This window comes from Pseudoflavonifractor phocaeensis, assembly GCF_021531375.1.
GTDB lineage: Bacteria > Bacillota > Clostridia > Oscillospirales > Oscillospiraceae > Lawsonibacter > Lawsonibacter phocaeensis_B.
Window position 1 is genome coordinate 1 of the sequence record NZ_JADYTU010000007.1, and the last position, 17,824, is coordinate 17,824.

At 64.3% G+C, this 17,824-nt stretch carries 17 protein-coding genes; all 17 read left to right on the plus strand.

The window, feature by feature from the left end:
* Positions 1 to 265: 265 nt before the first annotated feature.
* The 17 genes from I6E39_RS04135 (at position 266) to murD (ending at position 17,824) form a co-directional block, all read left to right on the plus strand.
* On the plus strand, positions 266 to 469 hold the full coding sequence (locus I6E39_RS04135) for a DUF1858 domain-containing protein (protein ID WP_235380296.1): 204 nt from the start codon (positions 266 to 268) through the stop codon (positions 467 to 469).
* Positions 470 to 575: 106 nt separating this feature from the next.
* Positions 576 to 1,184 carry a flavodoxin family protein gene (locus I6E39_RS04140; protein WP_235380298.1) on the plus strand — a complete coding sequence of 203 codons (609 nt, stop codon included), beginning with the start codon at positions 576 to 578 and terminating at the stop codon, positions 1,182 to 1,184.
* A gap of 63 nt (positions 1,185 to 1,247) precedes the next feature.
* On the plus strand, positions 1,248 to 1,955 hold the full coding sequence (locus I6E39_RS04145) for a tRNA (adenine(22)-N(1))-methyltransferase (protein ID WP_235380300.1): 708 nt from the start codon (positions 1,248 to 1,250) through the stop codon (positions 1,953 to 1,955).
* Positions 1,943 to 2,740, plus strand: a complete 798-nt coding sequence (locus I6E39_RS04150; RefSeq protein ID WP_235380302.1) for a Nif3-like dinuclear metal center hexameric protein — start codon at positions 1,943 to 1,945, stop codon at positions 2,738 to 2,740. The genes I6E39_RS04145 and I6E39_RS04150 overlap by 13 nt, the downstream gene beginning before the upstream one ends.
* Complete coding sequence (locus I6E39_RS04155; RefSeq protein WP_235380305.1) at positions 2,727 to 4,376, plus strand: hypothetical protein; 1,650 nt, start codon at positions 2,727 to 2,729, stop codon at positions 4,374 to 4,376. The genes I6E39_RS04150 and I6E39_RS04155 overlap by 14 nt, the downstream gene beginning before the upstream one ends.
* Before the next feature lie 156 nt (positions 4,377 to 4,532).
* Positions 4,533 to 4,874 (plus strand): 50S ribosomal protein L19, encoded by a 342-nt coding sequence (gene rplS, locus I6E39_RS04160; protein ID WP_276530266.1) that lies wholly within the window; start codon positions 4,533 to 4,535, stop codon positions 4,872 to 4,874.
* A gap of 124 nt (positions 4,875 to 4,998) precedes the next feature.
* The gene (gene ylqF, locus I6E39_RS04165; RefSeq protein WP_235380308.1) at positions 4,999 to 5,880 is read left to right on the plus strand and encodes a ribosome biogenesis GTPase YlqF; all 882 of its coding nucleotides are present in this window, start codon (positions 4,999 to 5,001) and stop codon (positions 5,878 to 5,880) included.
* A gap of 276 nt (positions 5,881 to 6,156) precedes the next feature.
* A complete protein-coding gene (locus tag I6E39_RS04170; protein ID WP_235380310.1) occupies positions 6,157 to 6,762 on the plus strand; it encodes a ribonuclease HII in 606 nt (201 codons plus the stop codon).
* Positions 6,759 to 7,127 (plus strand): YraN family protein, encoded by a 369-nt coding sequence (locus tag I6E39_RS04175; protein ID WP_235380312.1) that lies wholly within the window; start codon positions 6,759 to 6,761, stop codon positions 7,125 to 7,127. The genes I6E39_RS04170 and I6E39_RS04175 overlap by 4 nt, the downstream gene beginning before the upstream one ends.
* A gap of 133 nt (positions 7,128 to 7,260) precedes the next feature.
* Complete coding sequence (gene thrC, locus I6E39_RS04180; RefSeq protein ID WP_235380315.1) at positions 7,261 to 8,745, plus strand: threonine synthase; 1,485 nt, start codon at positions 7,261 to 7,263, stop codon at positions 8,743 to 8,745.
* A 4-nt stretch (positions 8,746 to 8,749) separates the two neighbouring features.
* On the plus strand, positions 8,750 to 9,436 hold the full coding sequence (locus I6E39_RS04185; protein WP_235380316.1) for a metallophosphoesterase: 687 nt from the start codon (positions 8,750 to 8,752) through the stop codon (positions 9,434 to 9,436).
* Positions 9,437 to 9,576: 140 nt separating this feature from the next.
* Positions 9,577 to 10,941 (plus strand): trigger factor, encoded by a 1,365-nt coding sequence (gene tig / locus I6E39_RS04190; protein WP_235380318.1) that lies wholly within the window; start codon positions 9,577 to 9,579, stop codon positions 10,939 to 10,941.
* A gap of 188 nt (positions 10,942 to 11,129) precedes the next feature.
* The gene (clpP, locus tag I6E39_RS04195; protein ID WP_235380321.1) at positions 11,130 to 11,711 is read left to right on the plus strand and encodes an ATP-dependent Clp endopeptidase proteolytic subunit ClpP; all 582 of its coding nucleotides are present in this window, start codon (positions 11,130 to 11,132) and stop codon (positions 11,709 to 11,711) included.
* An 84-nt stretch (positions 11,712 to 11,795) separates the two neighbouring features.
* A complete protein-coding gene (clpX, locus tag I6E39_RS04200; RefSeq protein WP_235380323.1) occupies positions 11,796 to 13,109 on the plus strand; it encodes an ATP-dependent Clp protease ATP-binding subunit ClpX in 1,314 nt (437 codons plus the stop codon).
* Between the two features lie 89 nt (positions 13,110 to 13,198).
* The gene (lon, locus tag I6E39_RS04205) at positions 13,199 to 15,643 is read left to right on the plus strand and encodes an endopeptidase La (protein ID WP_235380325.1); all 2,445 of its coding nucleotides are present in this window, start codon (positions 13,199 to 13,201) and stop codon (positions 15,641 to 15,643) included.
* Between the two features lie 19 nt (positions 15,644 to 15,662).
* Entirely contained in the window at positions 15,663 to 16,253 is a 591-nt protein-coding gene (yihA, locus tag I6E39_RS04210; protein WP_235380420.1) for a ribosome biogenesis GTP-binding protein YihA/YsxC, read from the plus strand.
* Between the two features lie 185 nt (positions 16,254 to 16,438).
* Positions 16,439 to 17,824, plus strand: a complete 1,386-nt coding sequence (gene murD, locus I6E39_RS04215) for a UDP-N-acetylmuramoyl-L-alanine--D-glutamate ligase (RefSeq protein WP_235380327.1) — start codon at positions 16,439 to 16,441, stop codon at positions 17,822 to 17,824.

Below are 17,824 nucleotides of genomic sequence, written 5' to 3' on the forward strand. Positions count from 1 at the left end.
GGCCAAAAGGGGGAGGGATAAGCCCCCGCCCTACCAAGCCCTCACCCTACATGAAACGATAAACTAAAATTTACAATTACTGAAAGAGGAGAAGCGATTCCATAGACGCGTCTCGACTTGAACAAAAAGCATCAGAGGGGCGCACAGGCACTGAGAATTCGGCAGAAGCGTCAACCGCCGGGAAAAATATTGAAAACTCCGTTGCAAATTCCGACGTCTTAGGATATACTATCTCCATCCCAAAGAAAAATGGAGGAATCCTGTCATGACTATTACCAAGGACACCATCATCGGTGATATCCTGACCATCGCTCCCCAGACCGCGCCCCTGTTCATGGGCATCGGCATGCACTGCCTGGGCTGTCCCGCCTCCCGTGGCGAGACCGTGGAGCAGGCCTGTATGGTCCACGGCGTGGACGTGGACGACCTGCTGGCGAAGGTCAACGCCATGATCGCCGCTGGCGAGTAAGAACGAAGAAAGGCGGGGGCGGAGTGATCCGCCCCTGTTTTTTTCAAGCCCTTTTCCGGCCCCTTGGCCGGGGACGGGAGCCACGGAGCCGAGAGGGGAGTGCGCCATGAATGTTACCATTTTGTTCGGCAGTCCCAGGCCTGCGGGAAACACTGCCTTCCTGACCGACGCCTTTCAGAAAGCGTGCCAGGCCCTGGGGGCCGGGACGGAGCGGATAGACCTCTACGCCCGGGACATCCGCCCCTGCTTGGGGTGTATGGCCTGCCAGGACTGTCCGGACGGCCTGGGCTGTGTGCAGCGGGACGGCTTTGCCCCGGTGTTCCGGTCCATGCTGGACTGCGACGTGCTGGTGCTGGCCACCCCCATCTATGCCTGGTACTGCACCGCGCCCATGAAGGCCCTGATGGACCGGGCCATCTATGCCGGAAACAAAAACTATGGCCGGGTAAAGGGCCCCGCGCTGCTGGCGGGGAAACGGGTGGCCTCCATCGCCACCTGCGGCTATCCCCCCGAAAAGGGAGCCGACCTGTGGGAGGCGGGGCTGAAACGCTGGTGCAGGCACGGGAAGATGGAATACTTAGGGATGCTGTGCCGCCGGGACCTGGGCAGAGGCGCGCCCTTCGGGGACGAGGAGAAGGCCCGGGCCGCCCGGGAGTTTGCCCGGACCGTCTGCCGCGGTTGTACCCCGGACGGGGATGAACTGGAACGCCGCTGATCCTGCCGGCGCATGAAACAGTGGGATCACCATTGCTATCACGGAAACGGAGGCACGAGGCCTATGAATCGAAAGATTGAACTTTCTCCCCGCCTGCGGATGGTGGCCGACCTGGTCCCGGCGGGGGCACGGCTGGCCGATGTGGGCACCGACCACGCCTATCTGCCCGCCGCCCTGATCCTGGAGGGGAAGATCCCCTCCGCCATCGCCGCCGACCTGCGCCAGGGCCCCTTGGCCCGGGCCAGGACCACCGTGCGGGAGGCCGGACTCACCGGCCGGGTGGCCTTCCGCCTGTGCGACGGGCTGAAGGGCATCGACCCCCGGGAGACGGAGGCTGTGGCCATCGCCGGAATGGGGGGAGAGACCATCGCCTCCATTCTGGCCGCCGCCCCCTGGACCCGGGAACGGGACCTGCCCCTGATCCTTCAGCCCATGTCCTCCATGTCCGACCTGCGGCAGTGGCTGGGAGAGAACGGCTTTTGCATCGTTACCGAGCGGCTGGCCTGTGAGGGAGATACCCTTTACACGGCCATGCTGGTCCGGGCGGGTCAGATGGCCCCCCAGACTCCGGCGGAGCTGTGGGCGGGGCGGAACACCGCCGACCCGCTCCGGGGGGATTGGCTGGACCTGTGGCTGGGCAAGACGGACCGGGCCCTGGATGGTCTGGCCCAGGCCCGGCAGGAGGGGGGGGCCCGGCGCAGGCAGGAGCTGGAGCAGGTCCGTGCCGGACTGCTGGAGATGAAAAAGGAGTGGGAAGCATGGCAACGGTAAGAGAGATCTATTCGTATGTGGACCGGCTGGCCCCATTTGCAACCCAGATGGACTTTGACAACGCGGGCTTTCTGGTGGGCCGGGGAGACCGGCGGGCCGACCGGGTGCTGGTGGCTCTGGATATCACCGAGCCGGTGGTCCGGGAGGCGGAGGAGCTGGGGTGTCAGCTCATCCTGTCCCACCATCCGGTGATCTTCCACCCGGCCAAGTCTATCACCGACGAGACGGTGACCGGACGGGTGCTGCTGGCGCTGACGGAGCATAAGATCGCCGCCATCTGCGCCCACACCAATCTGGACGCGGCGGCGGGCGGTGTGAACAGCTGCCTGGCCGAGGCGCTGGGGCTGACCGGGGTGGGCCAGCTCCACCAGGACGGGGTGGATGACCAGGGCCGGCCCTACGGCATCGGCCGGGTGGGGCTTGCCCACCGGCCCGGCCTGACGGCGGAGGAGTACGCCGCCTATGTGAAGGAGCGGCTTTCCGCCGCCTCCGTCCGGTTTGCCGACGGCGGGAGGCCGGTGACCAAAGTGGCGGTGGGAGGAGGCTCCTGCGGGTCCATGCTGGCCGAAGCGGTGGCCGCCGGCTGCGACACCTTCGTGACCGCCGACGTGAAGTATGACCAGTACCTGGAGGCCAAGGCCCTGGGCGTCACCCTCATGGACGCGGGGCACTACGCCACCGAGAACGTGGTGTGCGCCCCCCTGGTCCGGGCGCTGGCCGGCCAATTCCCGGGGACGGAGTTTCTGCTCTCCGCCTGCCACCGCGAGGTCTATGGCAGTGTGTGACAGGCGTTCCTCCCTGGGGCGGGAGCTGGCGCTCCACGGGGTGCTGCTGGCTCTGGTCATGGTCCGGAACTGCGCCGCCGGTCTGGCCTACTGGCCCCAGCTGGACGACTATATCCAGCACCACAACTACGCCTCCCAGTTCACCTTCTCCCAGCTTCAGGACACCGTGGGGGTGCTGGCCTCCCGGCCCCTGGCGGGGCTGGCGGACTATTTCCTCTGGTCGCCCCTCTTTGACCGGATGATCTGGGGCGTAGTCCTCATGTCCCTGCTGTATGTGGCCGCCATCTGGATGGCGGAGGCGCTGATCCGGCGGTATTTTCCTCTGGGTCCGGTCTTTCCGGTGGTCATGGCCCTGCTGCCCCTGGGGGTGGAGGGGACCTACTGGATGTCCGCCTCCACCCGGGTGGTGTGCGGTCTGTTCTTCGCCTGTCTGGCGGCTCTGGCCTTTGGAAGGTGGCTGGACGACGGCGGCTGGGGGCGGGCCCTGGCCTTTCTGGCGCTGATGACGGTCCCCTTCGGCTTTTACGAGCAGTCGGCGGTGTTGGCCATGACCCTGGTGCTGGGCATGGCGGTGCTGGAGGGACGGCGGCGCTGGAAACGGGGGCTTCTGGCCCTGTGGGCCTTTCCCGCGGCGGGGCTCTATTTCGCCGTCACCGGGCTGCTGTCCAACGGCGGCGTCTACGGCAACCGGGCCCAGCTGTTCCTGCCCAACCAGGCGGGCTACTGGACCGGCTTTTTTCCCAATATCACGGGGCAGATATGGAACGTGTTGGGACCGGGCGGCTGGGCCGTCCTGTCCCGGGGCTTTCTCCGGGGGCTGGAGCTGGTCTGCCGGGAAGGGATGTTCCTCTGGGCGGTGCTGGCCGCGGCCCTGTGCCTGCTGTACGGCTGGCTGGCCGCCCGGCAGGGAGGGGGGGAGGAACGGCCCCGGACGGCCCTGGCCCTGGCGGTGGGGGCATTGCTGGCCGCGGCTCCCCTGACCGTCTTTCTCATTCTGGCCAACCCCTGGTTTTCCTTCCGGGGGGCGGTGACCTCCTTTGTGGGGCTGGCGCTGATGGCGGACACCCTTGTGTCCGCCCTGTGGCGGCGGCTGCCCGGGAAACGAGTGGGACCGGCGGCGCTGAGCGCCCTGCTGGCTCTGGTATTCTGCGTGGCCGGGGCCTCGGAGATCCGGGACTACCGGGACACCTGGGCGGCGGACCAACAGGCGGCCCGGGCGGTGCTGGACACCCTGGACCGGGACCTGCCGGAGGCGGAGGACCGGGCCGGCCTGCGGGTTGGGGTCCTGGGGCTGGAGCCCACCTTCCTGCCCGGCCAGAACTTCCCCTGGCATGAGCACGTCCATGGCTGTACCGAGAGCGGCTGGGCCTTTACCGGACTGCTGGTCAGTCTGGCCGGGGGAGACGTTCTGCCCTCGGTGACGCCCCTGCCCACCGATCCCATCTACCGTCCATGGAACGCGCCGGTCAACGACCCCCGGGGCTTTGACGTGCTGTACTACTACCGGGATGGGGCGCTGAGCCGGGTCTTTCTGGCGGAGGACGGAACGGGAGGACTGCTGGTGACAGACGGCCAGGGGAGGACCCTGGGCGCCATCCGGGAAGAGAACGGCGTGGGCCGGTTCCGGGCGTTCTGAAAAAACAGGAAATTAAATGAAAAAATCCTTGCAATTTCGGGAATGCTGTGGTAAACTACATCAGTCTGAAAACGGGCGGTCCTCTGCGTCAGTTCTTCCACAGGGGTGAAAGACGCCATTGCCGCATGAACGCCTATATAACAGGAGGAAAATAAAATGGATTTGATGCAGGCTTTTACCGAGAAGTACAAGAAGGCTGAGCCCCCCGTTGTTGAGGTGGGCGACACCGTCCGGGTGCACCTGAAGGTCAAGGAAGGCAACCGTGAGCGGATCCAGGTCTTTGAGGGCACTGTGATCGCCAAGAAGCACGGCGGCATCGAGGAGACCTTCACCGTTCGCCGCGTCTCCTACGGCGTCGGCGTGGAGAAGGTGTTCCCCGTTCACGCTCCTTCCATCGAGAAGATCGAGCTGGTGCGTCACGGCAAGGTCCGCCGCGCCAAGCTGTACTACCTGCGCGACCGCGTGGGCAAGGCTGCCAAGGTCAAAGAGGCCCTGTAATCCACCAGAAAAGGAGCGGTTCATGCCGCTCCTTTTTTGTATCTTTCCAGCCGGACCAGGAACGGCAGAGACGGCCCCGTGATGACGGGACCGCAAAATAAGAAACGGTAGAGGGGGAATTCCCTTGAATATTCAGTGGTATCCCGGTCATATGACCAAGACCCGCCGCCAGATCGAGGCGGATCTGAAGAACGTGGACATCGTGGTGGAGATCATCGACGCCCGCATCCCGGTGTCCAGCCGCAACCCGGACATCGACTCCATCTGCGCCGGCAAGCCCCGTCTGGTGGTGCTGAACCGGGCGGACCAGGCCGACCCAGACATGAACCGGCAGTGGTCCGCCTACTTCCGGGGCTGTGGCTTCTCCGTGCTGGAGACCGACGCCAAGACGGGGAAGGGCGTCAACCAGTTTTCTCCCATGATCCAAACCGCTTTACGGGACCAGATCGCCCGCTGGCGGGAAAAGGGCCAGGTGGGCCGTCCCGTGCGGGCCATGGTGGTGGGGGTGCCCAACGTGGGCAAGTCCACCTTTATCAACAAGGTGGCCCGGAAGAAGTCCGCCCTGGCGGGGGACCGGCCCGGCGTCACCCGGGGCAAACAGTGGGTCAATGTGGACCAATCCCTGGACCTGCTGGACACCCCGGGCATCCTGTGGCCCAAGTTCGAGGACGAGACCACCGGCATGAACCTGGCCTTCACCGGGGCGGTGAAGGATGACATCATGGACGTGGAGACGCTGGGCTGCCACCTGATGGCCCTGATGGCCCAGCGGTACCCCGAGGCCCTGAAGGCCGGGTACAAGCTGACCGCCCTGCCGGAGCGGGAGGAAGCGGAAAACGACGTGGCCTACGGCTACCGGCTGCTGGAGACCTGCGCCCAGAAGCGGGGAATGCGGATCTCCGGCGGCGAGTTCGATACCGAGCGCATGGCCCGGGTCCTGCTGGACGAGTACCGGGGCGGCAAGCTGGGGCGGTTTACCCTGGAGACGCCTCCGGAAGGGGCCTGAACAGGAACGGTAAAGTTTAGTTTATCGTTTCATGTAGGGCGGGGGCTTATCCCTCCCCCTTTTGGCCTTCGGCCATTTCCCCCCGACGGGGGGAATCGTCCCCCGCCGTCCGACGGCTGCCATTTTGGCGGCGGCCCCAAGGGGCCGCCCTACGGGCGGGGCGTCCAGAGGCCGCCCCCTACGAAGCCATATTGTGAACCGTGCGTAGGGGGCGGTGTCCCCGACGCCCCCTAAAATTTACTACTCCAAACGCTCTGCTTGAAAGGAGCATGAACCATGGACTTTTGGCAATACGAACGGGAAGCCCTGGCGGAGGGCCACACGGTGGTCTGCGGCTGTGACGAGGCGGGGGCCGGCCCTCTGGCCGGTCCGGTGTACGCCGCCGCGGTGGTCCTGCCTCTGGGCTTGGACCTCCCCGGCCTGAACGACTCCAAGAAGCTGACGGAAAAGAAGCGGGAGGCCCTGTTCCCGGTCATTCAGGAGCGGGCCGAAGCCTGGAGCGTGGCCTTTGTGGACGCGGCGGAGATCGACGCCACCGACATTCTCAGCGCCCGGATGAAGGCCATGCAGCTGGCCATCGACGACCTGCCCCAGGCCCCCGATTTTGCCCTCATCGACGGCAACCGGGACCACGGGAAGTCCGCTTCCATCACCGCCCCCCACCGCTGCATTGTAAAGGGAGACAGCCTGGCAGCCTCTGTGGCGGCGGCCTCCATCCTGGCCAAGGTGAGCCGGGACCATTTCATGCTGGAGATGGCGGAGCAGTACCCCCAGTACCGCTTTGAAAAGCACAAGGGCTACGGAACGAAGCTCCACTATGAGCTGCTCCGGACCTACGGTCCCAGTCCCATCCACCGCCGGACCTTTTTGAAAAACCTGTGAGCGGCGCCGAGAGCAGGGCCCTGGGCCGCTGGGGAGAGGCCCAGGCGGCGGACTGGCTGGAGAAGCGGGGCTGCGTCCTGGTGGCGGCCAACTGGCGGTGCCGCTTCGGGGAGATCGACCTGATCGCGGAGGACGGGGACTTCCTGTGCTTCGTGGAGGTGAAGCTGCGCAAAAGCGACGCCTACGGCGGGGCGGGGGAGGCGGTGGACCGGCGGAAGCAGGAGAAGCTGAGGGTCACGGCCCAGCTGTACCTGGCCGAACACCCCACCCGGCTCCAGCCCCGGTTTGACGTGGTGGAGGTCTATGCTCCGCGTGGGAGAGACACCCTGCGGCCCACTGTCCGCCGGATAGAAAACGCCTTCTGAGTTCCCGGCGAAGTTGGCCTTTTTCCGGGGAATCCCTTGACCTGGAACGGGGAAACTGGCATAATATAGCTTTAGTGAACAAACTGGCCGGTCCAGGCCGGTTTCAGCGAAAACACAAGATGGGGATGATTTGATGCAGTACATCAGTACAAGAGACGCCGGGGCGCGGTTCACCGCTTCCCAGGCGATCACCCGGGGACTGGCCGCCGACGGCGGCCTGCTGACCCCCTACTATATTCCCAAGCTGCCCAACAAGGCGCTGGATGACCTGAAGGACATGTCCTACCAGCACCGGGCGGTCTACGTCATGAAGCAGTTTTTGGAGGAGTTTTCCGTCAAGGAGCTGACCGACTTCGCCGCCGCGGCCTACGGTCCGGCCAAGTTTGACACCCCCGCCGTGGCTCCGGTCCGGACGGTGGACGGGAACACCCACTGTCTGGAGCTGTGGCACGGTCCCACCTGCGCCTTCAAGGACATGGCCCTCCAGATGCTGCCCCACCTGCTCACCGCTTCCCTGACCAAGACGGAGGAGTTCAAGACGGTGTGCATCCTGGTGGCCACCTCGGGCGACACCGGCAAGGGCGCCCTGGAGGGCTTCCGGGACGTGCCCAAGACCCGCATCCTGGTGTTCTACCCCAAGGATGGCGTGTCCCAGGTCCAGGAGCTCCAGATGGTCACCCAGGAGGGCGGCAACGTGGGCGTGGTCTCGGTGGTGGGCAACTTTGACGACGCCCAGACCGGCGTGAAGCGGCTGTTCTCCGACGAGGACCTGCGCGCGGAGCTGGAGCGCCGCGGCTTCTTCTTCTCCTCGGCCAACTCCATCAACTGGGGCCGGGTGCTGCCCCAGATCGTCTACTACGTCTCCGCCTACTGCGACCTCCTCCGGGACGAGAAGATCCAGCCCGGCCAGACCATCAACGTCTGCGTCCCCACCGGCAACTTCGGCAACATCCTGGCCGCCTATTATGCCCGGGAGATGGGCGTGCCCATCGGGCGGCTGATCTGCGCTTCCAACAGCAACAACGTCCTCACCGACTTTATCCGTACCGGCGTTTATGACCGGAACCGGACCTTCTACAACACCATGTCTCCCTCCATGGACATCCTGATCTCCTCCAACCTGGAGCGGCTGCTGCTGTCGCTGACCCAGGACGTGGACGAGGTAAAGGGCTACATGGAGCAGCTGAACGCCACCGGCCGCTACGAGGTCCGGGAGAAGGTGCGGGAGAAGCTGCAGAAGCTGTTCTGGGGCTACTGCTGCGACGACAAGGAGACCCAGCGGGTCATCGGCGAGATGTACAAGACCCACGACTACCTCATCGACCCCCATACCGCCGTGGCCTTCTCCGCGCTGGAGCAGTACCGGAAGGAGACGGGGGACGAGACTCCCTGTGTGGTGGCCTCCACCGCCAGCCCCTTCAAGTTCTGCGGCAGCGTGCTGGGCGCTCTGGGGGAGACGGAGGTGGCCTCCGGTCTGGACGCGCTGGACCAGCTGTCTGAAAAGACAGGCCTGCCCGCCCCGGCCCCCCTGGCCGGCCTGCGGAGCAAGACGGTCCGATTCAATACCACGGTGGAGAAGGACCACATGGTGGACGCCGTGCTGTCCATGCTGGAGTGAGCCTATGGCCCTCTACGCGATCGGAGACACCCACCTGTCCTTTGGCAGCAACAAGCCCATGGACGTGTTCGGCAGTGGCTGGACGGGATATGTGGAGCGGCTGCGCCAGGGCTTTGAAATCGTGGCGCCGGAGGACACCGTGGTGCTGTGCGGCGACTTGTCCTGGGGCATGAGTCTGGAGGAGGCCCGGGAGGACTTTGCCTTTCTCAACGCCCTGCCCGGAAAAAAGCTGATCCTCAAGGGCAACCACGACTACTGGTGGACCACCGCCGCAAAGATGGAGCGGTTTTTCCGGGAAAACGGCTTTGACACCCTTGCCATTCTGCACAACAACTGTCACCTGTATGGCGATACGGCCCTTTGCGGCACCCGGGGCTGGTTCTACGAGGAGGACCGCGGGGAGCACAGCGCCAAGATCTTCAACCGGGAGCTGCTCCGGCTGGAGGCCTCGCTGAAGGCGGCGGGAGAGCGGGAAAAGCTCTGCTTTCTCCACTATCCCCCCGTGTACCAGGGCTACCGCTGCCGGGAGATCATGGACCTGCTGGAGCGGTACGGCGTGAAGCGCTGCTGTTACGGACACCTCCACGGCGGAAGCCACCGTCTGGCGGTCTCCGGCCCCCTTGGAAACGTGGACTACCAGCTGGTCTCGGCGGATTATTTAGGGTTCCGCCCGAAAAAAATCATGGATTGAGCAAAAATTCATGGAAATTTCTTAAAATTGCTCTGGTCAAACAGGGATATATCTGATAAAATATCGTGGCGAAAGTAAAAAGGCGCTGTTGTTTCCGAGAACGTCGGGGCAAAGGTGCGCCGACAGGAGGAAATTGACAAATGAAGGTCACCAGTGTTGAAAAGAAAGAAAAGAGCACCGTCGAGCTGACGATCCAGGTCGAGGCTGATGTGTTTGAGGCCGCTGTCCAGCAGGCTTACCTGAAGAACCGGGCCAGCATCAACGTCCCCGGCTTCCGGAAGGGCAAGGCTCCCCGGAAGGTCATCGAGGGCATGTACGGCTCCGGCGTGTTTTATGAGGACGCCATCGAGGCCGTTTACCCCGGCGCTTATGCCGAGGCCGTGAAGGAGCAGGGCCTGGACGACGTGGGCTACCCCAAGGTGGAGCTGGTCGAGGTCGGCAAGGACGGCTTTACCTTCAAGGCTCTGGTCTCCGTCCGTCCCGAGGTGAAGCTGGGCGACTATAAGGGCCTGACCGCCCCCAAGAACGAGCCCGCCGTCACCGACAAGGATGTGGACGCCGAGCTGAAGCCCTACATCGACCGCGCCACCCGTCTGGTCAGCGTGGAGCGCGAGGCCCAGAACGGCGACACCGTGGTCATCGACTTTGAGGGCTTTGACAACGGCGTGGCCTTCGAGGGCGGCAAGGGCGAGAACTACGATCTGAAGCTGGGCTCCGGTTCCTTCGTTCCCGGCTTTGAGGAGCAGCTGGTGGGCGCCAAGGCCGGCGAGGAGAAGGATCTGAACATCACCTTCCCCGAGGACTATCACGCCGACCTGGCCGGCAAGGCCGTGGTCTTCCACGTCAAGGTCAAGGAGGTCAAGGAGTCCCAGGTCCCCGAGGTGGACGACGAGTTCGCCAAGGACGTGTCCGAGTTCGAGACTCTGGAGGCCTTCCGCGCCGACCTGAAGTCCAAGCTGGAGCTGCGCCGTCAGACCCACGCCCAGAACGACTTTGAGAACCAGGTCATGGAGCGCCTGATCGCCAACATGGAGTGCGAGATCCCCGACGGCATGGTGGATGTGGAGCTGGACCGCATGATGGACGATTACGCCATGCAGCTGCAGAACCAGGGCATCTCCATGGAGGACTACCAGAAGATGCTGGGCGTCAACGGCGACATGATCCGTGATTCCGCCCGTCCCGACGCCCTGCGCCGGATCCAGACCCGTCTGGCTCTGACCGCCGTGGCCGACGCCGAGAATCTGGAGGTCAGCGACGAGGAGGTTGAGGCTGAGATCAACCGTCTGGCCAAGCAGTACCAGCTGGAGGCCGACCAGGTGAAGGCCGCCATCCCCGCCGAGGATCTGAAGCGGGACCTGAAGATGAGAAAGGCCAGCGATCTGGTCATCTCCTCCGCCAAGGTGGGCAAGGCCCCCGAGGCCGCCGAGGAGGCCCCCGCGGAGAAGCCCAAGCGCACCCGCAAGAAGAAGGCCGAGACCGTCGAGGAACCCAAGGCTGAGTAAATCCCTTTCGTCCCGGGGCGGCCTGTCCGCCCCGGGCGCCTGTTATTTCGTGGGATGAGGCGTTTCCCCAAGCGCGGCCCAGTCCCACCTGCTGCCGGGAGCCGTTTCATGTCTGCGCTGGCCGGAGGAATGGTTTTCCGGCAGGACGGGTATACTTTGGTATCCCGTCTGTAAAAATGGAGGTTTATATGAGTTTAGTTCCCTATGTAGTAGAGCAGACCAACCGGGGCGAGCGGTCCTATGATATTTTCTCCCGCCTGCTCAACGACCGCATCATCATGCTGTCCGAAGAGGTCAATGACACCACCGCCTCTCTGGTAGTGGCCCAGCTGCTGTACCTGGAGGCCCAGGACCCGGATAAGGACATCCAGTTCTACATTAACAGCCCCGGCGGCTCCGTCACCGCGGGCATGGCCATCTACGACACCATGCAGTATATCAAGTGCGACGTGTCCACCATCTGCATCGGTATGGCGGCCTCCATGGGCGCCTTCCTGCTGTCCTCCGGCGCCAAGGGCAAGCGTCTGGCGCTGCCCAACGCCGAGATCATGATCCACCAGCCCTCCGCCGGCACCCAGGGCCAGATCACCGATATGGCCATCCACCTGAAGCGGCTGGAGATCGTCAAGACCCGGATGAACCGCATCCTGTCTGAAAATACCGGAAAGCCCATCGAAGTGGTCACCGCCGACTGCGAGCGGGACAACTTCATGACCGCTCAGGAGGCCATGGAGTATGGCCTCATCGACAAGGTCATCGACCACCGCTGAGCGCCGGACCTGTCGGCGGGGGAGAGGGGAGAACCTTCCCCCCGCCGCCCATCTGTCTAACAGAACGTTTTAAGAGGTGTATCCATGGCTCGAAACGACGAGAAAAATATCCGCTGCTCCTTCTGCGGAAAGCATTCCGACCAGGTCCGCCGGATCATCGCCGGCCCCAACGCCTACATCTGCAACGAGTGTGTGCAGCTGTGCATGAGCATCCTGGACGACGGCTATGCCCCGGAGGAGCCGTCCCTTGACAATGAAATTCCCGACGTGATCCCCACCCCCAAGGAGATCCACGCCGTTCTGGACCAGTATATCATCGGCCAGGAGAAGGCCAAAGTGGCCCTGTCCGTGGCCGTCTACAACCACTATAAGCGCATCTACTTCGGCGGCGCGGAGGACGTGGAGCTGCAGAAAAGCAACATCCTCCTCATGGGCCCCACCGGCTGCGGCAAGACCCTCTTCGCCCAGACCCTGGCCCGGGTGCTGAAGGTGCCCTTCGCCATCGCCGACGCCACCACCCTCACCGAGGCGGGCTATGTGGGCGACGACGTGGAGAACATCCTGCTGCGACTGGTCCAGGCCGCCGATTACGACATCGAGCTGGCCGAGCGGGGCATCATCTACATCGACGAGATGGATAAGATCGCCCGGAAGAGCGAGAATACCTCCATCACCCGGGACGTGTCCGGCGAGGGCGTTCAGCAGGCGCTGCTGAAGATCCTGGAGGGCACCGTGGCCAACGTGCCGCCCCAGGGCGGACGGAAGCACCCCCACCAGGAGTTCATCCAGATCGACACCAAGAACATCCTGTTCATCTGCGGCGGCGCTTTCGACGGCATCGACAAGATCATCGAGAACCGTCTGGACAAGCGGTCCATGGGCTTCGGCGCCGAGATCCAGAGCCGGAAGGACCGGAACGTGGGCCAGCTGATGGCGGAGATCCAGCCCCAGGACCTGCTGAAGTTCGGCATCATCCCCGAGCTGGTGGGCCGACTGCCCGTTATCACCACCCTGGAGTCCCTGGACCGGGACCAGATGGTCCAGATCCTCACCGAGCCCAAGAACGCCCTGGTCAAGCAGTATCAGAAGCTGCTGGAGTACGACGAGGTGGAGCTGGACTTCGGCCGGGACGCCCTGGAGGCGGTGGCCGACCGGGCGGTGGAGCGGGGCATCGGCGCCCGCGGCCTGCGGGCGGTGCTGGAGGAGGTCATGACTCAGGTCATGTACGACGTGCCCTCCGATCCCACCATCGTCAAGGTCTCCATCCACGCCGACTGCGTGAAGGAGGGGGCCCAGCCGGAGCTGACCCGGGACCCGGAGCGGACCCAGCGCCCCAAGCTGGGACGGGCCGCTCTCCGGACCCAGCAGGGCGGCATCCCCGGTACCAATGCCGGCTGACCCGGAGCAAAATACCGATCAGCGCCCCGCGGTGCCCCCGGAACGGCGGGCCCCGGGGCGTTTTTTCCTATGAGAGGAAGTGAAGCGCAATGAGTAAAGAATGGAACCTGGCCGACGTCTCCACCATGCCCACCATCGCCCTGCGGGGGCTGACGGTGTTTCCCAATGTGATGATCCACTTTGAGGTGGCCCGGGATATGTCCATCAAGGCGCTGGAGGAGGCCATGAACGCCGGCAGTCCGGTGTTCCTGGTGGGACAGAAGGACATTTCCGTGGAGCAGCCGGAGCAGTCCGACCTGTACACGGTGGGCACCGTCTCCAGCATCCGCCAGATCCTCCGGATGCCCGGGGACAACGTCCGGGTCATGGTGGAGGGCCGGAGCCGGGGCAGGATGCTCCGTCTCATGCGTACCGAACCCTACCTGGAGGCGGAGGTCCAGACCATCTCCGCCGAGGAGCCGGGGACCCGCGCCTCGGCCAAGCAGGAGGCCCTGATGCGGGCCACCTATGAGCTGTTCCAGCGGTACGCCGAGCTGAGCCCCAAGGTGTCCCCCGACCTGCTGATCCATGTGCTGGCCAGCCAGGACCCGGGCTATATCGCCGACTATATCGCCCAGAACATCGCCATGCGCAACAGCGACAAGCAGGAGATCCTGGAGGAGCTGCGGCCGGTCCGCCGGCTGGAGAAGCTCCACCGTCTGCTGGAGCGGGAGGTGGAGATCCTGTCCCTGGACGCCGAGATCCAGAACAAGGCCCGGGAGCAGATCTCCGGCCACCAGCGGGACTACTATCTGCGGGAGCAGATGAAGGCCATCCAGAACGAGCTGGGGGAGGGGGAGGACTCCGATGAATTTGAGGAGTACCGGAAGAAGATTGCCCAGGCCCAGCTGCCCGACCAGGTCAGGGAGAAGCTTACCAAGGAGCTCAGCCGCCTGACCAAGCAGCCCTTCGGCTCCTCGGAGGCCACCGTGCTCCGCAGCTATCTGGACGTGTGCCTGGAGCTGCCCTGGGGCAAGACCACCAAGGAGAAGGTCAGCGTCGCCGCCGTGAAGAAGATCCTGGACCAGGACCACTTCGGTCTGGAAAAGGTGAAGGAGCGCATTTTGGAGTTTGTGGCCGTCAAGCAGCTGGCCCCCGAGCTGAAGGGGCAGGTGCTCTGCCTGGTGGGCCCCCCCGGCGTGGGCAAGACCTCCATCGCCATGTCCATGGCCCGGGCCATGAACCGGAAGCTGGCCCGCATCTCTCTGGGCGGCGTCAGCGACGAGGCGGAGATCCGGGGCCACCGCAAGACCTATGTGGGCGCCATGCCCGGCCGCATCATCAACGCCATCAACCAGGCGGGCAGCTGCAATCCCCTGATCCTCCTGGACGAGATCGACAAGCTGGGCCACGACCACCGGGGCGACCCGGCCTCGGCCCTGCTGGAGGTACTGGACGGGGAACAGAACGCCACCTTCCGGGACAACTTCCTGGAGGTGCCCTTCGACCTGTCCCAGGTGCTGTTCGTCACCACCGCCAACACCACCGAGACCATCCCCCGGCCCCTGCTGGACCGGATGGAGATCATCGAGCTGTCCAGCTATACCGACGAGGAGAAGCTCCAGATCGCCAAGGGCCACCTGCTGCCCAAGGAGCTGAAGCGCCACGGCCTGACCCGGACCCAGCTGAAGGTGACCGACGGAGCCATCCGGGAGATCATCGCCTCCTACACCCGGGAGTCCGGCGTCCGCGTGCTGGAGCGCAAGCTGGCCGCCATCTGCCGAAAGGCGGCCATGCGAGTAGTATCAGATGATGTAAAGTCTATCCGCGTTACAGAGAAACAGCTCCAGGAGTACCTGGGCGCTCCCCGGTATTATCCGGAGCGCCAGGCGCTGGAGGAACGGGTGGGCGTGGTCAACGGTCTGGCCTGGACCTCCGTGGGCGGCGAGCTGCTGGAGGTGGAGGTCAACGTGGTCCCCGGCTCGGGCAAGGTGGAGCTGACGGGCAATCTGGGCGACGTGATGAAGGAGTCGGCCCACGCGGCCCTCAGCTATATCCGCAGCCAGTCCGACCGGCTGAACATCCCCGCCGATTTCTATCGGGAAAAGGACCTCCATGTCCACTTCCCCGAGGGAGCCGTCCCCAAGGACGGGCCCTCCGCCGGCATCGCCATCACCACCGCCATGGTATCCGCCCTCACCGGGACCCCGGTGCGGCGGGGCGTCGCCATGACCGGCGAGGTGACCCTGCGGGGCCGGGTGCTGCCCATCGGCGGTCTGAAGGAAAAGACCATGGCCGCGTTCCGAAACGGCATCAAGACCGTCATCATCCCGGCGGACAACGGCAAGGATCTGGAGGAAATCGACCAGACCGTGCGCAAGGCCCTCCGCTTTATCCTGGTGGAGCGGGCGGACCAGGTGCTGGAGCAGGCTCTGGTCCAGACTGTGGTCCCCGCCGGGGTGCCCGCCGGCGGCGGCAAGGCGTCCTGCGGGGAACAGGCGGACGCTCTCATTCCCCCCGCCAAGAAGGGGCCCGCGCCCCAGCTGCGCCAGTAAAGGAGGGGGGACCATGGCGATCAATCTGCAAAATGCGGAGTTCATCCTCTCCGCCGCCGCCCCCAAGAGCTTTCTGCGGGACGGCCTGCCCCAGGTGGCCTTTGCCGGCCGGTCCAACGTGGGCAAGTCCTCGGTCATCAACCGGCTGCTGAACCGGAAGAACTTCGCCCGGGTGGGAGCCGCCCCCGGCAAGACCATCCACATCAACTACTTCAAAATCGACAGGGCCTTCTATCTGGTGGATCTGCCGGGCTATGGCTACGCGAAGGTGTCCAAGTCCGAGCGGGACCGCTGGGGCAAGCTGATGGAGTCCTACTTCGCCCATCCCGAGCTGATGACCCTGGGGGTCATGATCGTGGATTCCCGGCACAAGCCCACCGCCGACGACTGCACCATGGCCCAGTGGTTCAAGGACACGGGCTGCCCTCTCATCGTGGTGGCAAACAAGCTGGACAAGCTGAAAAAGAGCGAGATCGAGCCCAGCCTTCAGACCATCCGGGAGACCCTGGAGCTGGGGGAGGAGACGACCCTCATCCCCTTCTCCGCCGAGAAGGGGACGGGCCGGGACGAGCTGCTGTCCTCCATCCTGTCCGGTGCCGGCCTGATCTGAACACAACGCCCCGGCGCATTGACCGCGCCGGGGTGTTTTTGCGAAAAGCCGCGGGAAGGGATGGGCACGTTCCGGCTGTTCCCTATCCCCAAGGTGCCGCCGAAAGGATTGTTTCGATTGAATTTTCAGACGGTTTATGATACTATAAATCAGTTATAAAGAAAAACATGGAAGGAGGACGTTTTATGTCCACCATTGCGGAATATTTTGAGAGCCTGCGGGGCCAGTCCATCGCGGTCATCGGCATGGGCGTCAGCAACACCCCCCTGATCCGGATGCTCCTCCGGGCCGATTTGAAGGTCACCGTCTGCGACAAATCCCCCCGGGAGCGGGTGGAGGAGCAGGCGGCGGAGCTGGAAAGCCTGGGGGCCAAGCTCCAGCTGGGTCCCGACTATCTGAGCAAGCTGTACAAGTTCGACGTGATCTTCCGCACCCCCGGACTCAGCCCCAACGACCCGGAGCTGCAAAAGGCCGTGGAGAAGGGGAGTCTGGTCACCTCGGAGATGGAGCTGTTCTTCCAGCTGTGCCCCTGCAAGATCCTGGGCGTCACCGGCAGCGACGGAAAGACCACGACCACTACCCTCATCAGTGAATTTTTGAAGGAAGCCGGGTATAATGTCTATGTGGGCGGCAACATCGGCAAGCCGCTGCTGCCCGACGTGGCCGGGATGGTGCCCGAGGACATGGTGGTGGTGGAGCTGTCCTCCTTCCAGCTCATGAGCATGAAGCGCAGCCCCAACGTCTCCGTTTTCACCAACCTGTCTCCCAACCATCTGGACTACCACCATACCATGGAGGAGTATACCGCCGCCAAGCTGAACATCTTCACCCACCAGGGCGAGGGGGACCGGGCGGTGTTCAACTATGACAACGACATCACCCGCTCCCTGTCCAAGCAGGCCCCGGCGGGCGTCATGCTGTTCAGCCGCCAGCACAAGCTGGAGGAGGGGGTCTACCTCCGGGACGAGGCCATCTGGCTGACCAACGCCATGGGCAGCCGTGAGGTCCTGCCGCTGGCGGACATTCAGATCCCCGGCGTCCACAACATCGAAAACTACATGGCCGCCATTGCCGCCGTGGACGGCCTGGTCCCCGACAAGTGCGTCCGGGCGGTGGCCCAACGGTTCACCGGCGTGGAGCACCGCATCGAGCTGGTCCGGGAGCTGAACGGCGTGAAGTATTATAACGATTCCATCGGCACCAGCCCCACCCGGACCATGGCCTGTCTGGATTCCTTCGATCAGAAGCTGATCCTCATCGCCGGAGGCTATGACAAGGGTGTTCCCTTTACCCAGCTTGGAGTGGAAATGACCAAGAAGGTCAAGACGCTGGTCCTCTGCGGCGCCACCGCCCCCGCCATCCGCAAGGCGGTGGAGGAGGCCCCCGGCTATGCCGGGAGCGGCATGGAGCTGGTGGAGACCCAGGACCTGGCCTCCGCCGTTGCCGCCGCCCAGGCCGCCGCCGTCAGCGGCGACGTGGTGGTGCTCTCTCCCGCCTGCGCCGCCTTCGACCAATTCAAGAACTTTATGGAGCGGGGCAAGCGCTTTAAAGAGCTGGTCAACGCCCTGTAA